Source organism: Paucibacter sp. XJ19-41, from assembly GCF_028462495.1.
In the GTDB taxonomy this organism is placed as follows: Bacteria; Pseudomonadota; Gammaproteobacteria; order Burkholderiales; family Burkholderiaceae_C; genus Roseateles_E.
The window spans coordinates 25,738-41,896 of record NZ_JAQOWX010000027.1 but is presented as its reverse complement, the minus strand read 5'-3'; the positions used below and the strand labels follow the sequence as shown (position 1 = coordinate 41,896).

Genomic DNA, 16,159 nt, shown 5'->3' with positions numbered 1-16,159 from the left:
CGATTAAGGTGCGGCCCGGCTTGATGCCACCGAAGCAAGGAAACGCCCATGACCCAGCGAACCTGGCTGCGCCGCAGCCTCTTGATACTGCTTGGCCTCACGGCCGCCCTGGCCGCCACCGTCGGCCTGGCCCTAGCCCGCGCCGACTACAAGCTGCAGCGCCAGGTCGATCTGCGCGTGGCGGCCGTGCCGTTGCCGGCCGATGCGGCCGCGCTGGAGCGGGGCCGCTATCTCTATCTGTCGCGCGGCTGCGTCGATTGCCATGACCGCGCCGGCGGCGGCAAGGTGCTGATCGACGATGGCAAGGGCTTGCTCCTGCGCGGCCCGAATATCGCGCAGGGCTCACCCACTGTGGCCAACTACCGGGTCGAGGACTGGGTGCGCGCGATACGCCATGGCGTCAAGCCCGATGGCCGGCCCGCCATCGTGATGCCCAGCGAGGACTACAACCGGCTCAGCGACGAGGACATGGGCGCGCTGATTGCGCATCTGCAGCGCATGCCTGCGGTCGAGGGCGGGCCGGCCATCGTCCAGCTGTCGCTGCCCTTCAAGGCCATGTACGGCCTGGGCCTGATCCAGGATGCGGCCGAGAAGATAGACCACAGCCTGCCGCCCTCGCCAGCGATGGCCTCGACCGTCAGCGTCGCCAACGGCGCCTATGTGGCCAGCATGTGCATAGGCTGCCACGGCCCCGGTTTCTCGGGCGGCAAGATCCCGGGCACACCGCCCGACTGGCCGCCGGCCTCGAACCTGACGCCGGGCGAGGGCAGTGCGATGCCGGCCTACAGGAACGCCGAGCAGTTCACCGCGATGATGCGCAGCGGCCGGCGTCCCGATGGCAGCCCGGTCAGCCCGGTGATGCCCTTCAACGCGCTGAAGGAATTGAACGACGCCGACCTGCACGCGATGTACGCCTATCTGCAGACCCTGCCTGCCAAGCCAGCGGGCCGGCGCTAAGAGGCCCGGAACCAGGCACGGCATCCCTATCTTGCAGGAGCAAAGCCGCCGCCGACGGCTAGGCGCCGGCCCTGCGATCCCCTAATGTCGGGCGCACACTCCCTGGAGACCGCCATGCCCGACAGCGCCGACATCCTGTGGTTCAAGAAGCAGTTCCAGGCCCGCATCACGCCGGCGCTGGCCGGCACGCCACTGACGGTGGACATGGTCACCGCGATCGCCTGCCAGGAGACCGGTGCCATCTGGTCGCTGCTGCGGCGCAAGAACCTGGGCACGAACAAGATCCTGGCCCTGTGCGTCGGCGACACGCTCGATGCCGACAAGGGCCGCCGCGCCTTCCCGCAGACCAAGGCCGATCTGCTGGCCGCGCCCGATGGCGCGGCGATGTTCGAGATCGCCCACCAGGCCCTGGTCGATATGGCCCAGCACATCCCCGGCTTCGCCGGCGTGGCGGCCCGGCCGCACAAGTTCTGCCACGGCTTCGGCCTGTTCCAGCGCGATCTGCAGTTCTTCCTCAGCGACCCCGACTACTTTCTAGAGAAGCGCTATGAGCGCTTCGAGGACACCCTGGCCCTGTGCGTCGACGAGCTGAAGAAGGGCTTGCGCAAGCTGGGTCTGCAGGACCGCAGCGAGCTCAGCGACCAGGAGCTGGCCGCCGTCGGCATCGCCTACAACACCGGCGGCTTCAAGCCGGCCAAGGGGCTCAAGCAGGGGCATTTCAACGGCACACAGTTCTATGGCGAGGCGCTGTTCGACTTCATCCGTCTGGCCCATACGGTGGCGCTGAGCGGCGAGCAGGCCGAGCTCGAGGCGCCACCACCCGGCCAGGCGATCCTGCCGCCGCCCAGCGCCGTGACGGCCAGCGGCCCGCAGTTCCGGGTCAAGACCCAGCTGTCGATGCTGCGGGTGCGCAGCGAGCCGCTGATCAGCCAGCCCGAGACCGCCAATGTGATCAGCCACCTGCCGGACGGCCATCCGGTGCGTGCCGTCAGCGGCAAGCCGGTCAAGGGCTTTCTCGAGATCGAGACCAGCCTGGCCGGCGCGCTGATCCATGGTTTTGTCTCGGCCAAGCTGCTGGTGGCCGATGCCGCGCCGGAGCCGATTGCCGTCATTGAGCCGGCGCCAGCCCTGCCCAGCAGCGGCATCGTCGCGGTATGGATGCCACGCAAGAGCGGCTCGGTGACGCGCCGCATCGACCTGGCCAATGCCCATTCGCTCAACGAAGCCGGTCAGCCGCAACGCAAGGGCACGGATGCCGAAACGCTGCGCCAGGAGCTGGCCGCCATCATCGACTGGCTGGCGGTGGACAAGCCGGCCCATGGGCGCTACCAGCCGCGCAGCGGTCTGACCTTCTGCAATATCTACGCGCATGACTACTGCCATCTGGCCGGTGTCTACCTGCCGCGGGTCTGGTGGTCGGCCCATGCCTTGCTGAAATTGGCCCAGGGCGAGACCGTGGCGCCGCTGATCGGCAACACCATTGTCGAGCTGCGTGCCAACGATCTGTTCCGCTGGCTGCGCGACCATGGCCCCGCCTTTGGCTGGCGCCAGACCGGCTCTTTGAGCAAGCTGCAGCAGGCCGCCAACCAGGGCGCGATCGGTCTGATCATCGCGCGGCGCAAGGAGGACGGGCGCTCCGGCCATATCGTGCCGGTGGTGCCCGAGCTCGGCGAGCTGCGGGCCAGGCGCGACAGCGCCGGAGAGGTCACGGCGCCGCTGCAAAGCCAGGCCGGGGCCAGCAACTTCCGCTTCGGCACCGGCAAGGCCGGCTGGTGGCTGGGCCAGGAGTTCGCCGAAAGCGCCTTCTGGATACACGCCTGAACAAACGAAACCGCCAGGCCCGGCCGCAGAAGCCGGGCTGAAACCGCAGCGGCCGAGACTGCCAGCCTGTTGTTGAACAAGACAAGGCTCGCACGATGAACGCCACCCTCTCCCTGAACATGAAGCGCCTGGGCCGGGGCCGTCCGCTGCTGTGCCTGCATTCCAGCAGTGCCAGCGCCGGCCAATGGCGCGGGCTGGCCGAGCAGCTGCAAGAGCAGCGCGAGCTGCTGATCCCCGATCTGCCCGGCCACGGCCGCAGCCCGGACTGGCCCGCCGATGCGCCGGTCGGGCTGGGGCTGGAGAGCGACACGGTCTGGGCCGCGCTGGGCGATATCGAGGAGCCGCTGGACATCGTCGGCCATTCCTATGGCGGCGCGCTGGCGCTGCAGATGGCGGTGGAGCGCCCGTCTTGTGTGCGCTCACTCACCTTGTATGAGCCGGTATTGTTTGGCCTGCTGCGCCGGCACGAGCCCTGGGGCGAGGCCTGGGGCGAGATCTCCCAGATCGCCCGCATCGTCAGCGAGCTGGTCGGCGCCGGCCGCTTCGAGGCGGCGGGCCAGATGTTCTGCAACTACTGGGCGGCCGGTCCGGCCTGGCAGGGCATGAACGACAACCAGCAGCAGCGCATCGCGCGCTGCATGCCCAGCGTCGATCGGCATTTCGCCGCGCTGTTCGCCGCCACCTGGGGGCCGCGCGAGCTGGCCCGGCTGCGGGCGCTGCCGCTGCGCCTGGTCTGTGGTTCGCTGACCCGGGCACCGGCACGCCGGGTCAGCGAACTGCTGTCCCTGGCGCTGGAACAGTCCGAGCTGTGCATGCTGCCCGGCGCCGGCCATCTAGGGCCGATCAGTCATGCGGCGGCCTTCAATGCGATGGTCGGGTCCTTGCTGGAAGCGGTGCCGGCACTGTGATGGACAAAGCTGTGCACAATAGTTGAACAAGCCCCAAGTTATCCACAGCTGTTGGCATTGAGCCGGAGTTGTTATCTGTTGGTGTGCCGCGCCGACCCCAAGCGACTCACATGCTTTGACCGCTTGCAAGTGATTGAATCAAAACGGAAAAAGCAGCTTGTCCACAGCCGCAGCGCTGCTCTACTAAGACTACTAATTTGAAAGATAGAAATACCAGTAAGAAGAGCGGAGCGCTTCTCCGCTGTATTTCAAAGCCTGAGCGGCCCGGGCGGGCTTGGCCGCGCGGTGAGCGCACAAAGCCTGGCTCATGTCACACTGCCGCCCCGTGTGCATCGCGCCACGGAGCGCCATGCAAACGACCACCACATCCTCCGCCCCACTCCCTTCCACGCTGTACTCGGCTTCCTGCGGTTTCGAAGCAGCCTGCCAAATCCCGGCCCTGCCCGAAGGCCATCGCAGCCGCGGTCTACACGGCCACAGCTATCTCGCCACCGTCAGGGCCGCGCTGCCGCCCGACTGGGCACCGTTTCCTGGCGCCGAGGTCGAGGAATTGCGCCGGCGGCTGGAGGCCTGTCTGGCGCCGCTGGACCACGGGCTGCTGAACACGACGCTGGAACAGCCGACCGACGAGAACATCGCGCGCTGGATCAAAAGCCGTCTGGAGCAGGCCTTCGATGTGCCGGGCATCCAGCAGATTGGCATTCAGAGCACCGCGCACAGCGGGGTCGATCTGGATGTCAGCGGGCGCGCCCATGTCTGGCGACGCTACCGTTTTCAGGCCGCGCACCAATTGCCGAATGTGCCGCCCGGCCACAAATGCGGTCGCATGCACGGCCATGGTTTCGAGGTCATCGTTCATGCCAACCAGGATCTGGGCGAGCGTGATCTGAGCATCGACTACGACCATCTGGACGAGGTCTGGGCCCCCTTCCATATGCAGCTGAACTACCAGTGCCTCAACGAGATCGAGGGTCTGGACAACCCGACCAGCGAGGTGATCTCGGCCTGGCTGTGGCAGCGGCTGAAGCCGCAACTGCCCGAGCTGTCCTGGGTCACGGTCTATGAGACCGGCTCCTGCGGCGCCAATTTCGATGGCCAGCAATACCGGATCTGGAAGGAGCTGACTTTGGACAGCGCGATCCAGCTCAAGCGGGCACCGGCCGGCAACCCGCTGCGAGCAATTCATGGGCACACCTACACCTTGCGTCTGCATCTGAGCGCGGAGCTCGATGCGCTGAAGGGCTGGACGGTGGACTTCGGCGATGTGAAGACGCGCTTCGATCCGATCTTCAAGGCCATCGACCACCGCCCGCTCTACGAGATCGCCGACCTGCCTGATGGCGATAGCGCCAGCCTGGCGGCCTGGGTGCTGACCAAGGGCCGGGCCGTGCTGCCGCAGCTGGACCGGGTCGATATGTATGAAACCCGCGGCTCGGGCGCCATCGTCAGCGCCTCGGGCATTGATGATCTGATCCCCGTATGACTTACGCCGTCAAGGAAATCTTCTACACGCTGCAGGGCGAGGGCGCGCAGGCGGGCCGGGCTTCGGTGTTCTGCCGTTTTGCCGGCTGCAATCTGTGGAGCGGGCGCGAGCAGGACCGGGCCAGCGCCGTCTGCAACTTTTGCGATACCGATTTCGTCGGCACCGATGGCCAGGGCGGCGGCAAGTTCGCCACGGCCGAGGACCTCGCCGCCGCGATTGCCTCGCGCTGGCCCGCAGACCGGCCTGGCAGGCCTTATGTGGTCTGCACCGGGGGGGAGCCCCTGCTGCAGCTCGACGCGGCGCTGATAGAGGCGCTGCACGCCCGGGGCTTCGAGATCGCGGTCGAGACCAATGGCACGCAGCCGGCACCCGAGGGTTTGGACTGGATCTGCGTCAGCCCCAAGGCCGACAGCGAGATCGTGCTGACCCGCGGCCATGAGCTGAAGCTGGTCTATCCGCAGCCGGCCGCGCTGCCCGAGCGCTTTGCCGGCCTGGACTTCGAGCACTTCTTTTTGCAGCCTATGGATTCGCTGTTGAAGGCCCAGCACACCCGTGCGGCTGTGGCCTATTGCATGGAACACCCGCAATGGCGGCTGAGCGTGCAGATGCACAAGGTCATCGGCATCGAGTGAATGATTGAACAAGTCTGTGGATAAGTCTTGAGCAAGTGAGCGCTTGTCCACAGCAATGTCTTGCAGAACCAAGTTGTTGTCGGCTGAGTCAAGCGCTGTCCCGGCTTCGGCGCACAGCCTTTTGGTGCTGCTAAGTCTTTGAATTCAAAGCGACTTTGCCAGCTGTCCACAGCAGGCTGCCGGCTCTACTACGACTACCAAGTTAAAAGATCTACATACAGGGATTGAAGACATGGACATCCGGAACCTGCAGCAGCGGCTGCGCCAGTTCGCCGCCGAGAGGCAGTGGCAGCCCTACCAGACGCCCAAGAACCTGGCGATGGCCATGGTGGTGGAAGCGGCTGAGCTGGTCGAGATCTTTCAGTGGATGACGCCGGAAGAGTCGCAGGCGATTGCGCAGGACCCGGCCAAGCTCGAGCATCTGGGCGATGAAGTTGCCGATGTGATGCTCTACTTGCTGCAGATTGCCGATCACAGCGGCGTCGATATGGCGGCGGCGGTCGAACGCAAGCTGGCCAAGAATGCCCTTAAGTACCCGCCACCCTGAAGCCATTTTTCTCTGTCACCCCATGCAGACCATCGCCGTCATCGACTTTGAAACCACCGGCCTCGGACCCGGCGCGGGCGGCCGCGCCACCGAGATCGCGGCGGTGCTGGTGCGCGGCGGCGAGATCGTCGGCAGCTACCAGAGCCTGATGAACAGCGGCGTCTGGGTGCCGCCCTTCATCGAGCAACTGACCGGCATCAGCAATGCGATGCTGGCCCAGGCGCCCGATTCGGCGCGGGTGATGCGCGAGGTGGCCGAGTTCACGCGCGGCTGCCCGCTGGTGGCGCACAACGCCTCCTTCGATCGCGGCTTCTGGTTCCATGAGCTGGAGCGGGCCGGCTGCGAGCGCGACAGCGCCCATGAGTTCGCCTGCACCGTGCTGCTGGCGCGCCGGCTCTATCCCGAGGCGCCGAACTGCAAGCTCGGCACGCTGGCCCAGTTCCATGCGCTGCCCGATATGGGCCGGGCCCACCGCGCGCTGGCCGATGCACAGACCACCGCCCATCTGCTGCTGCGCATGCAGGCCGATCTGGCGCAACGCTTTGCGCGCGAGCTCGGACCCTTGCGGGTCGAGCACGCGCTGCTGGCGAGGCTGCAGCGCGCGGCCAAGACGGCTTTGCAACGCTGTGTATCCGACTACGCCCGGCCGCAGTTGGCGGCGCGCAGTTCGGCACTGGCCGCGAACTGACGGCAGAAAAAAACCCGCTGTCAAGCGCTCATCGCGGCGCTTTAGGGGCGCAAAATTCTGCCCTTCCGTTTTTGTTTGAGTTCCCAGAGTTCTATTCATTCGTATGTCGAGTATTCAGGTCCGTCCGGCCACCCTGCGTGACGCCAAAGCCATTGCCGAAATCCATGTTGCAGCCTGGCAGGACGCGTACAAGGGGCTGCTGCCCGATGCCGCACTGGACGCGCTGTCGGTGCAGAAGCGCCAGGCCTTCTGGCGTGAGGCCATCGATCTTTGCGAGCCCCAGGTGCTGGTGGCCCATATCGACAACGAGGTGATGGGCTTTGTCGGCTTCGACCGCTCGCGCGACAAGGGCACGCCGTCGACCACCGGCGAGATCTGGGCCATCTATGCCTCGCCGGTGCATTGGGAGAAGGGCGTCGGCCTGGCCCTGTGGGACGCGGCCCGCGACGGCCTGCAGGAAGAAGGTTGCACCAAGGTGACCTTGTGGACCTGGCTGCGCAATGAGCGCGCACTGCGTTTCTTCGAGCTGGCCGGCTTCAAGCGCGAGCTCGGCAGCACCAAGACCACCGAGGTCAGCGGCGTGCGTCTGGAAGAGCTGCGCCTGCAACGATCGCTGGTCTGAGACCCTACTCTCCGGTGATGAAGCGCCCTTCAAAGGGCGCTTTTTTTCGTCCCTCCGATCACCCTTTTAAGTCACAAGGGCCAGGTCTTGCCTACGCACTTTCCGCTGGTCGGAAAACGTTAAAGTAATGGCCCCTTACTTTCCACAAGTCCTCCAAGTGCTGGCCAAGATCACCTCCAAGAACCAATTGACGCTGCCCAAGAGCGTGACCCAGGCCCTCGGGCCGGTGCAGTATTTCGAGGTGCAGGAGAAGGCCGGGCAAATCATCCTGACTCCGGTACGCATCCAGCGTGGTGACGCGCTGCGGGCCAAGCTGGCCGAACTTGCCATCGATGAGAAAACGCTGGATACGGCGCTGGACTGGGCCCAGAAGGCGGCGGCAAAACCATTGAGTGCCAAAAAGACCGCAGCGGCCAAGAAACCAGCCGTCAAGAAGCTGGTGACGGCGCGCAAAACGACGGCGGCAAAAAAGCCATCGAGTGCTGCCAGGCCGGCCGTCAAAACAGTCAGCAAGCGCAAGACCGCGCGATGAGCACCGCTCGTCGATTGACCAAACCGGTCGCCGTGCCGGCCGTGGTGTTCGATACCCGGCTGCTGCTGGGCGCCCTGGTGTCGGGCGATGCCCGCGCGCAGCGGCTGCGCCAGAGCTGGCAGCTCGGACGCTGCCAGGCCCTGGTCGATCCGGCCAGCGCACGGGCGCTAATGCTGGCGCTGGCCTGCCCGGTGCTGGGGCTGTCTGCGACGCAGCAGCATGAGTTGCTGGCCGACTATCTGCCCTATGCCCAGGTGCTGCCGGCCGAGGCGCCGGCAGCTGTCAGGGCCGCGCGGCTGCCGGCCTTCGAGCAGCTCGCACTGAGCCTGGCGCAGGGCGCGCGCGGCCGTGTTCTGGTCAGCGACAGCAGGGCTTTGCGGGCGCGTGTCGCACGTTCCACCAAGCCCGGTTTCAAGCTGCTGGGCAGCGAGGAATTTTTGGCGGCGCTGAGGGTTTGACGGGGCGGCAGCGTCACACAAGCTCTGCTAGATTCGCCCACCGATGAGCAACTTCGACCGATCAATTTCCAGTGGCATGTGGCGTGTGGTGTTCTATGAGCGCCGCGGCAACCGCGTACAGATGGACCGCACCGGTCCCTGGCTGCCCAACAAGAAGCTGGCCGAGCAATGGGCGCACTGGTTCGGCGAGCGCGGTCACCATGTGGCCCTGCAGGACCAGAGCGGCGGCATGGAGAAGGTCAGCCAGGGTTTGCCGGGCTGAATTTTCCTCAGGCGGCCGCCCGGTAGCCGCCGCGCTCCAGCGCCCAGCCCTCGGTGGCGGTCAGGCGCGGATGGCGCTGCACATGGACCGTGCTGAGCCGCTTGGCGGCGGCGCGCTGCACCAGCTTCTCGGCCTGGGTGGCGTTCAGCTGCAGCGCGAAACGGACCCAGCGCTTTTGCACCAACGCATTGCTCCAGGCGTCTTCGAGCGCCCAACGGATGTCCTGAGCCTCGGTCAGCGCACCGACCCGCAGCACCCGGGGGGCCAGCGCCATCAGGAAGCGGTTGAAGTCGGCGCGCAGCGCATCGCCCGGCAGCAAGGCCTCGATGCGCGCGAGGCGGGCGCTCCAGCCCGGTGTCGCGAGCTGGCGGGTCACCAGGGCCTGCAGCGCCTGGATCGGATTGAACAGGCGCAGCCGGTTCGGCGGCAGCAGATGCAGCGGGATCGTCGCCGCTTCCTCATGGGACAGCTCGGTGACAAAGCTGCACAGCACCGCGACCCGCTGCCATTCGGCCGGGCCCAGGCCGGCGATGCGCTGGAAAGGGCCGTCATTGACACTGCCGGCAATCTCGTTTGCCTCGGCCCAGCCATGGGCGGCCTTGGCCGCATTGGCACCGGCACTCATCATCGCCAGATTGCCGGCCGCGTAGCCGGCATCGTTGCGGACGCGGTCGATGGAGGCCTGGCCCAGCAGCGGCTGGCGCAGGATGGGGCAGTAGTCGACCGTGATCTGCTGCAGATAGTTGGGCGTGACTTGCACATCCTCGAAGCTGCGCCCGCGTGCCCAGGCATGGGTGCGCAGCTGCAGCCACAGCTGGGTGTGGCGGGAGGGCTTCAGCGTGCGGCGGCCGAAAGTGGCCGAGCCGGCCTGCCAGCCTTGCAGCAGCGGTGACTGTGCATACAGATGGGCGACCGGCGGCGCCACCCCATGGTGGGCGAAATCCCAGCCGAGCTCGAAACCGAGGCTGGCATTGGCCGGCGCGGCCTGTTCGACGGGAAGGATGCCCAATTCCATCTGGGCGGATGCTGCTGCGATCTGTGCCATGAGGTGCTCCGGTTGCGGCTGCCATCGATTTGTCAGCAACCATGTGGCACAGTGTCTGACCTCACTGGCTCATGGGATGAGCCAGCAAAAAGAATCAGGGAAGGGATGGCGATCGCATGGACAGGACCGAGCGCTTCTACAAGATCGAGCTGCTGATACGCGGCCGTGAATGTGTCAGTTTTGCGACTTTGCTGGAGGCGCTGGAGGTGTCGCCGGCGACCTTGAAACGCGATCTGCAGTATCTGCGTGAGCGCATGGATGCGCCGATCGAGTACGACGCGCTGGCCAATGGCTACCGTTTCGGCCAGCAATGGCGCGGCCAGCAGCATGAGCTGCCGGGGGTCTGGTTCAACGAGAAGGAGCTGCATGCGCTGCTGACCATGCACCAGCTGCTGTCCGGGCTGGACGAGAACGGCATCCTGAGCCGGCATCTGCAGCCCATGTTCGACAAGCTGACCGGCATGCTGGGCACCGATGCGGCCGAGGCCAAGGAGATGACACGGCGCGTCAAGCTGATCAGCACCGCACGCCGGCGCGTGGCCAGCGAGTATTTCGAGACGGTGGGCAGCGCCGTGGTGCAGCGCCAGAAGCTGCGCATCAGCTATCGCAAGCGCGGCAAGGGCGGCGGCACGGTGGGCTCGCGGGTGGTATCGCCGCAGCGCCTGGTGCATTACCGCAACACCTGGTATCTGGATGCCTGGTGTCATCAGAGCGAGGGCCTGCGCCGCTTTGCGCTGGACGCGATGGAGGCTGCCGAGCTGCTGGACGAGAAGGCCAAGCCGGTGGCGCTGAAGGCGCTGGAGAGCGAGCTGGACCAGGGCTACGGCATTTTTGCCGGCGGCCAGACTCAGCAGGCGAAGCTGGTGTTCAGCGCCGAGGCCGCAGCCTGGGTCTCACGCGAGGAATGGCACGCCAGCCAGCAAAGCGAGTGGCTGGCGGACGGGCGCTGGCAGCTGGAGGTGCCGTATGTGGACGCCACCGAGCTGCTGATGGATCTGCTGCGCCACGCCGGCCAGGTCGAGGTGCTGGCGCCGCCGGCGCTGCGCCAGGCCTATGCGAAGCGGCTCAGGGAGGCGGCGGCTCAGCTGGATTGATCGGCGTCCTGGCGCTTCAGGCGCTCGCTGTGCCAGTAGACATCGTCGCCGCCCAGCCCGTCGAGGTTGGCACGGTTCAGCACGCGGGCCAGCACGAAGAGCAGATCGGACAGGCGATTCAGGTACTGGCGCGGCGCGGCGTTGATGCTCTCCTGCGCGGCCAGCGTGACGACGGCACGCTCGGCGCGGCGGGCCACGGTGCGGCAGACATGGGCGATCGCGGCGCTGCGCGTACCCGCCGGCAGGATGAACTCCTTCAGCCGGGGCAGGGCGGCGTTGTAGTGGGCCAGCGCCTCGTCCAGGCGCAGCACGGCATCCATCTTCAAGAGCTCGTAGCCGGGCATGCAGAGCTCGCCGCCGAGATTGAAGAGCTCATGCTGAATCGTGATCAGCAATTCGCGAACATCGCCGGGCAGCGGCTCGGCCAGCAGCACGCCGATCTGCGAATTCAGCTCGTCGACATCGCCCATGGCCTGCACACGCAGATGGTCCTTGGGCACGCGGCTGCCATCACCCAGGCCGGTGGTGCCGTCGTCGCCGGTGCGGGTTGCGATTTGAGAGAGTCGGTTGGCCATAGGGCTTGATGTCTGCGGGTCTTGGGAAGACCCGCATCTTGCCCGAGTTCGGCCTTGGGGTCAGCCGCGCCGGCCGCTGCGGTGGAAGTCAGGTTTGTGGGCGGCGGCCGGGCTGCGATGCGGCAGGTGGCCGGACCGGCCCTGATAGGGGCCGTGGGCGGAGTCGGCCGGCGGCAGGGCGCTGCCCTTGTTGCCGAGCTTGAGCCACTCGCGCCAGATCAGGCCCATCAGATCGAAGCGCAGCGCGCCGATCACGGCCAGCAGCAGGACGAGCAACAAGAGCAGGCTGGCGGGATCCGACATGGCCGATCTCCTTCATCAGGAACAGGCCTCTATGGTGGCACCGGCCGGCCTTGGGGGCAAGCCGGCGCCGACCCGGGTTCAGAACTGATGGTTGTACTGCAGGCCGAACAGGACCGAGCTCAGCTGATAGCGGCCGCGCAGCGTGGCGCAGCTGGAGGTATTGCCGGCCGTGTTGCAGACGGCCGAGCCGACCGCATTGCGCTGGCCGCCGTTGTCGAACATATCGATCTGGCTGTCGGCCACATGGATATAGCTCATCGCGAAGTCCACCGAGCGCTTGTTGTCGAGCTTCCAGTTGAAGCCCCCGGACAGCCAGGTGCGATCGTTGTCTGGGATCGACGGGGTGCGGCGCGCGGCGGTCACCGGCGACTGGTCGAAGGCCACGCCAGCGCGCAGGGCCAGCGCATCGCTCCATTTGTAGTTGACGCCCAGCGAGGCACGCACCGTGTCTTCCCAGCGCTGCGGCGTGGTCGAGTCGGGCAGGTTGTTGGCGAAGTCGATGCGCAGCTCCTGGAAGCGCGAATGCTTGGTCAGCGTCACATCACCCATCACCGCGAACTTCTTGTCCTGCTCCTTGTAGAAGGAGAAGGACAGCGATTCCGGCGTGTTCACCTTCAGGCGCGCATCGCTGTCGGTATAGAGGCCGACCAGGCGCTGCTGCACCTGGGTGCCGGCGCCGGGCAGGGCAGCGTTCAGCAGCGCACCGAGAGTGCCGGCGGGGGTCTGCACCTGCCATTGCGATTCGCCCTTGAGCTGGTGCTTGATGCGCGAGCGATAGGCGATGCCGAAACGCGTGCTCTCGTCATAGTGATACATCAGGCCCAGATTGAAGCCGAAGCCCCAGTCCTTGCCCTCGACATCGACCCGGCCTGAATAGGTTGGATTGCCGGAGACCTGCTTGATCAGCCCGCCCAGCTGGTTGATCACCGCGGCGCGCACCACGTCCAGCGGCACGCCCGGCGCCGCATTCGCGGCCACCTGCTGCTCGATCACCAGATTCATCGCGCCCGAGCCGAAGTCGGCGGCCTTGGACAGCTTGCCCTCGATGTGCTGGGCTGTCAGGCCGGCACCCAGGCTCAGCTTCTCATTGAGCTTGAAAGCGATCGAGGGGTTGAAGGCCAGGGTCTTCAGCTCGGTGCCTATGCTGTTGTAGCGGCCGGTCCAGTCGGTCGAATACTCGCTCTTGGAGCCGAAGGGCACGAAGATGCCCAGGCCCAGGCTGAGACGGTCCGAATACTTGTGGGTGAAGTAGCCATGGGGCACGGCCGTGGCCTCGACGAACTTGCCGCCGTTGCTGCCGCTGATGGGCAGGCCCAGCGAGGTGACGCTGCCCTGGTCCTTGAACTTGCCTTCTGGCACGACGACATTGAGCACGCCGCTGGCGCGGGTGCCGTCCAGGCGGGTCATGCCGGCCGGGTTGTAGAACACAACCGTGGCGTCGCCGGCTTCGGCGGCGTTGGCATTGGCCGTGCCCTGAGCCGAGGCCGACTGAGAGCCGAAGTGATAGCCCGAGGCCATCACGGAGGAGGCGCTCAGTGCGGACAGCAGACCGAGCAACAGAGGTGTGGGGGCGAATCGCATGCGGTCTCCGTATGTTTTGAGGGTAGGCCGGGTAGCTGGCCTTTTGCATTTGATGATAGCCTGCCTGACGTATACGGAAGCCCGCTCCGCGTTACGGCTCGCACAGGCCGTTGTCGCGATAAAACACTAAGGAGACACCCGATGACAAGACAGACAAAAACGCCGACTGCCGCGCGCAGGCAAGGCCTGACCCCGGTCGCCGGCGCCTGCAGCCTGCTGGCCCTGGCCGCGCTGCTGAGCGCCTGTGGCGGCTCCGGCGATGCCGATCCGACCGCGCCGCCACCGCCGGCCGCGCCCGGCTTCGCCGCCGAGATCCGCTACACCAGCTACGGCGTGCCCCATATCAAGGCCGACAACTTCAAGGGCGCCGGCTATGGCTACGGCTACGCTTTTGCCGAGGACCATGTCTGCCTGTTCGCCCAGGAGCTGGTGACGATGCGCGGCGAGCGTTCGCGCTACTTCGGTGACTTCGATGCCAAGGGCGTGCCGATCAACTATCTGGGCCAGTTCGGTACCGCCACGCCCAATCTGGCCTCCGACTTCTTCTACAAGCTGCACCTGACCCCGGCCCTGGCGCAGGCGATGCGGTCCGCCGCTGGCGCCGACACGCGCGATCTGGTCAGCGGCTTTGTGGCCGGCTACAACCGCTATCTGCGCGACAAGGGCGTCAACGGCCTGCCGGTCGAGTGCAAGGGCGCGGCCTGGGTCAAGCCGATGACCGAGGACGAGGCCTACTGGCGCTTCAGCCAGGCGGCGATGGCCGGCAGCTCGATCCAGTTCATCGAGGCCATCGGCAGTGCCCAGCCGCCGGTCGTCAAGGTGGCGGCCGCCCCGGCCTTGAGCGCCAAGGCGCTGAAGATGCAGCGCAGCCAGCTGGCGGTGCTGAACAGCCCACTGGTGCAGGCGACCAACCCGCTGTTCGAGCACGCGGTCGGCTCGAATGGCTATGGCCTGGGCAAAGAGGTGACGCAGAGCGGCGCCGGCATGGTGCTGGGCAACCCGCACTTCCCCTGGTGGGGCGCGCTGCGCCTGCACAAGCTGCACCTGACCATTCCCGGCAAGCTCGATGTCTTCGGCTCCACCCTGCTGGGGGCGCCGGTGCCGCTGATCGGCTTCAACAAGGACGTGGCCTGGACCCACACTTTCTCCACCGACAACCGCTTCACGCTGTTCCAGCTGAAGCTGGACCCGGCCGACCCGACCCGCTACCAGGTCGACGGTAGCTACAAGGCAATGAGCAAGACCGCGCTGACGGTCGAGGCCCTGCAGCCCGATGGCAGCCTGAAGACGCATCAGCGCACGCTGTACGGCACCGACTTCGGCCCGCTGCTCAGCGACGGTGCTACCTTCAGCTGGAGTGGTGCGGCGGCCTTTGTGATCCGCGATGCCAATTACACGAACTACAAGCTGATCGACCAGGCCCTGCTGAACAGCACGTCCACCAGCGCCGAGAGCCTGCGCCAGAACCTGGCCACGCACAACGCGATGCCCTGGGTCAACACGATGGCGGCCGACAAGAACGGCAAGGCCCTCTACGCCAACTATTCGGTGGCGGCCAATGTCAGCGATGCCCAGCTGGGTGCCTGCGTCAACAGCCCCACGGGTCAGTTCCTGCTGGCCACGCGCGGCCTGGTGCTGATGGACGGCAGCAAGAGCAGCTGCCAGTGGACCGGCGCGATCCCGGCCACCCAGCGGCCCTATGTGCTGCGCGACGACTACATCGTCAATGCCAATGACAGCCACTGGCTGCCCAATGAACAGGTGCGGCTGACGGCCTTCCCGAAGATCATCGCCACCGGGCCTGATGCCGAAGGCATGCCCCAGGGCGAGCGCACCCGCATGGGCATCGTCCAGGTCAAGGACCGGCTCAGCAATGCCGATGGCCTGGGCGGCAACCGCTTCACCCTCGCCAATCTGCAGCAGGTCTATGCCAAGAGCCGCTTCTTCCGCGCCGAGATGTGGCTGGACGAGTTCCTGGCCGCCACCTGCGCCGGCAAGCCGCAGCCCATCGTCGTCAAGGGCACGAACGGCGTCGACACCGACATCACCAAGGCCTGCGGCGTGCTGGCCATCTGGAAGAAGACCGAGGGCCTGACCGATCCGGGCGCCTTGCTGTTCCGCAAGCTCTATGAGCTGGCCGGCGAGCTGGAGGAGGCCAGCTACTGGCGCGTGCCCTTCAGCGCGGCCGACCCGGTGATGACGCCGCGCGGCTTCAACACCGCCAACACCAAGGCCGTGACCTTGCTGGCCGATACGGTGCAATGGTTCGCGACCAACAAGTTCGCGCTGGAGGAGGTCAATGCGCGCAAGCAGGTGATCATCCGTGACAGTGCGCCGATCCCGTTCCCCGGAGGCCGCTACACCTTCAACAATGTGCGCGGCAATCTGGGCGCCTCGGGCCTCTATGGTGATCCGGTCTATGGCAACAGCTATATGCAGTTCGTCACCTTCGATGCCAACGGCCCGGTGGCCGAGGGGGTGCTGACCTACTCGCAGTCCAGCCATCTGCTGTCGCCGCACTTCTCGGACCAGACCAAGCTCTACTCGGACATCTTCCTGAAGGTGGCCAAGTGGTCCAAGCTGCCCTTGAGCGAGGCCGAGATCAAGGCCGACCCGGCCTACAAGAGCATGAGCATCAGCGAGTGAGCGCC

Annotated in this window: 17 protein-coding genes; 13 read left to right on the top strand and 4 right to left on the bottom strand. The window is 66.2% G+C overall.

The genetic code is table 11. The features are described 5' to 3' along the window. Positions 1 to 48 precede the first annotated feature (48 nt). The 11 genes from PO768_RS09595 to PO768_RS09545 all read left to right on the top strand — a co-directional run bounded on the left by PO768_RS09595 (position 49) and on the right by PO768_RS09545 (position 8,910). Positions 49 to 957 (top strand): c-type cytochrome, encoded by a 909-nt coding sequence (locus PO768_RS09595; protein ID WP_272645872.1) that lies wholly within the window; start codon positions 49 to 51, stop codon positions 955 to 957. A gap of 114 nt (positions 958 to 1,071) precedes the next feature. After that, entirely contained in the window at positions 1,072 to 2,778 is a 1,707-nt protein-coding gene (locus PO768_RS09590; protein WP_272645871.1) for a hypothetical protein, read from the top strand. 95 nt (positions 2,779 to 2,873) lie between these two features. Continuing rightward, entirely contained in the window at positions 2,874 to 3,686 is an 813-nt protein-coding gene (locus PO768_RS09585) for an alpha/beta fold hydrolase (RefSeq protein WP_272645870.1), read from the top strand. Between the two features lie 349 nt (positions 3,687 to 4,035). Next, entirely contained in the window at positions 4,036 to 5,169 is a 1,134-nt protein-coding gene (locus PO768_RS09580) for a 6-carboxytetrahydropterin synthase (protein WP_272645869.1), read from the top strand. After that, a complete protein-coding gene (gene queE / locus PO768_RS09575; RefSeq protein WP_272645868.1) occupies positions 5,166 to 5,801 on the top strand; it encodes a 7-carboxy-7-deazaguanine synthase in 636 nt (211 codons plus the stop codon). Before PO768_RS09580 ends, queE begins: the two co-directional genes overlap by 4 nt. A gap of 232 nt (positions 5,802 to 6,033) precedes the next feature. Further along, positions 6,034 to 6,348 carry a nucleotide pyrophosphohydrolase gene (locus PO768_RS09570; protein ID WP_262972223.1) on the top strand — a complete coding sequence of 105 codons (315 nt, stop codon included), beginning with the start codon at positions 6,034 to 6,036 and terminating at the stop codon, positions 6,346 to 6,348. Positions 6,349 to 6,370: 22 nt separating this feature from the next. After that, positions 6,371 to 7,036, top strand: coding sequence for a 3'-5' exonuclease (locus PO768_RS09565; protein WP_272645867.1), 666 nt, complete (start codon positions 6,371 to 6,373; stop codon positions 7,034 to 7,036). A gap of 103 nt (positions 7,037 to 7,139) precedes the next feature. Beyond that, entirely contained in the window at positions 7,140 to 7,658 is a 519-nt protein-coding gene (locus PO768_RS09560) for a GNAT family N-acetyltransferase (protein ID WP_137945355.1), read from the top strand. 157 nt (positions 7,659 to 7,815) lie between these two features. After that, positions 7,816 to 8,190: an AbrB/MazE/SpoVT family DNA-binding domain-containing protein gene (locus PO768_RS09555; RefSeq protein ID WP_272645866.1), complete on the top strand. Its 375-nt coding sequence runs from the start codon at positions 7,816 to 7,818 to the stop codon at positions 8,188 to 8,190. Further along, positions 8,187 to 8,648 (top strand): PIN domain nuclease, encoded by a 462-nt coding sequence (locus PO768_RS09550; protein WP_272645865.1) that lies wholly within the window; start codon positions 8,187 to 8,189, stop codon positions 8,646 to 8,648. The genes PO768_RS09555 and PO768_RS09550 overlap by 4 nt, the downstream gene beginning before the upstream one ends. A 43-nt stretch (positions 8,649 to 8,691) precedes the next feature. After that, complete coding sequence (locus tag PO768_RS09545) at positions 8,692 to 8,910, top strand: hypothetical protein (RefSeq protein WP_137945357.1); 219 nt, start codon at positions 8,692 to 8,694, stop codon at positions 8,908 to 8,910. Between the two features lie 7 nt (positions 8,911 to 8,917). On the opposite strand, the gene PO768_RS09540 is transcribed toward PO768_RS09545, so the two are convergent. After that, positions 8,918 to 9,955 carry a hypothetical protein gene (locus PO768_RS09540; RefSeq protein ID WP_272645864.1) on the bottom strand — a complete coding sequence of 346 codons (1,038 nt, stop codon included), beginning with the start codon at positions 9,953 to 9,955 and terminating at the stop codon, positions 8,918 to 8,920. Positions 9,956 to 10,071: 116 nt separating this feature from the next. On the opposite strand from PO768_RS09540, the gene PO768_RS09535 reads away from it, so the two are divergent. Then, the gene (locus tag PO768_RS09535) at positions 10,072 to 11,049 is read left to right on the top strand and encodes a helix-turn-helix transcriptional regulator (protein ID WP_272645863.1); all 978 of its coding nucleotides are present in this window, start codon (positions 10,072 to 10,074) and stop codon (positions 11,047 to 11,049) included. Here PO768_RS09535 and PO768_RS09530 read toward each other — a convergent pair. The 3 genes from PO768_RS09530 to PO768_RS09520 form a co-directional block, all read right to left on the bottom strand. Next, positions 11,037 to 11,624 carry a cob(I)yrinic acid a,c-diamide adenosyltransferase gene (locus PO768_RS09530; protein WP_137945360.1) on the bottom strand — a complete coding sequence of 196 codons (588 nt, stop codon included), beginning with the start codon at positions 11,622 to 11,624 and terminating at the stop codon, positions 11,037 to 11,039. The genes PO768_RS09535 and PO768_RS09530 overlap by 13 nt on opposite strands. Before the next feature lie 60 nt (positions 11,625 to 11,684). Then, positions 11,685 to 11,927 (bottom strand): hypothetical protein, encoded by a 243-nt coding sequence (locus PO768_RS09525; RefSeq protein ID WP_137945361.1) that lies wholly within the window; start codon positions 11,925 to 11,927, stop codon positions 11,685 to 11,687. A gap of 78 nt (positions 11,928 to 12,005) precedes the next feature. Continuing rightward, on the bottom strand, positions 12,006 to 13,508 hold the full coding sequence (locus tag PO768_RS09520; protein WP_272645862.1) for an OmpP1/FadL family transporter: 1,503 nt from the start codon (positions 13,506 to 13,508) through the stop codon (positions 12,006 to 12,008). A gap of 141 nt (positions 13,509 to 13,649) precedes the next feature. On the opposite strand from PO768_RS09520, the gene PO768_RS09515 reads away from it, so the two are divergent. Beyond that, positions 13,650 to 16,154, top strand: a complete 2,505-nt coding sequence (locus PO768_RS09515) for a penicillin acylase family protein (RefSeq protein WP_272645861.1) — start codon at positions 13,650 to 13,652, stop codon at positions 16,152 to 16,154. The last annotated feature ends 5 nt before the right edge of the window (positions 16,155 to 16,159 follow it).

What these genes read in the sequence shown, in the direction of transcription:
- PO768_RS09595 (WP_272645872.1), top strand. Translation starts at nt 49, where the DNA reads ATGACCCAGCGAACCTGGCTGCGCCGCAGCCTCTTGATACTGCTTGGC.
- PO768_RS09590 (WP_272645871.1), top strand. Translation starts at nt 1,072, where the DNA reads ATGCCCGACAGCGCCGACATCCTGTGGTTCAAGAAGCAGTTCCAGGCC.
- PO768_RS09585 (WP_272645870.1), top strand. Translation starts at nt 2,874, where the DNA reads ATGAACGCCACCCTCTCCCTGAACATGAAGCGCCTGGGCCGGGGCCGT.
- PO768_RS09580 (WP_272645869.1), top strand. Translation starts at nt 4,036, where the DNA reads ATGCAAACGACCACCACATCCTCCGCCCCACTCCCTTCCACGCTGTAC.
- queE (WP_272645868.1), top strand. Translation starts at nt 5,166, where the DNA reads ATGACTTACGCCGTCAAGGAAATCTTCTACACGCTGCAGGGCGAGGGC.
- PO768_RS09570 (WP_262972223.1), top strand. Translation starts at nt 6,034, where the DNA reads ATGGACATCCGGAACCTGCAGCAGCGGCTGCGCCAGTTCGCCGCCGAG.
- PO768_RS09565 (WP_272645867.1), top strand. Translation starts at nt 6,371, where the DNA reads ATGCAGACCATCGCCGTCATCGACTTTGAAACCACCGGCCTCGGACCC.
- PO768_RS09560 (WP_137945355.1), top strand. Translation starts at nt 7,140, where the DNA reads ATGTCGAGTATTCAGGTCCGTCCGGCCACCCTGCGTGACGCCAAAGCC.
- PO768_RS09550 (WP_272645865.1), top strand. Translation starts at nt 8,187, where the DNA reads ATGAGCACCGCTCGTCGATTGACCAAACCGGTCGCCGTGCCGGCCGTG.
- PO768_RS09545 (WP_137945357.1), top strand. Translation starts at nt 8,692, where the DNA reads ATGAGCAACTTCGACCGATCAATTTCCAGTGGCATGTGGCGTGTGGTG.
- PO768_RS09540 (WP_272645864.1), bottom strand. Translation starts at nt 9,955, where the DNA reads ATGGCACAGATCGCAGCAGCATCCGCCCAGATGGAATTGGGCATCCTT.
- PO768_RS09535 (WP_272645863.1), top strand. Translation starts at nt 10,072, where the DNA reads ATGGACAGGACCGAGCGCTTCTACAAGATCGAGCTGCTGATACGCGGC.
- PO768_RS09530 (WP_137945360.1), bottom strand. Translation starts at nt 11,624, where the DNA reads ATGGCCAACCGACTCTCTCAAATCGCAACCCGCACCGGCGACGACGGC.
- PO768_RS09525 (WP_137945361.1), bottom strand. Translation starts at nt 11,927, where the DNA reads ATGTCGGATCCCGCCAGCCTGCTCTTGTTGCTCGTCCTGCTGCTGGCC.
- PO768_RS09520 (WP_272645862.1), bottom strand. Translation starts at nt 13,508, where the DNA reads ATGCGATTCGCCCCCACACCTCTGTTGCTCGGTCTGCTGTCCGCACTG.
- PO768_RS09515 (WP_272645861.1), top strand. Translation starts at nt 13,650, where the DNA reads ATGACAAGACAGACAAAAACGCCGACTGCCGCGCGCAGGCAAGGCCTG.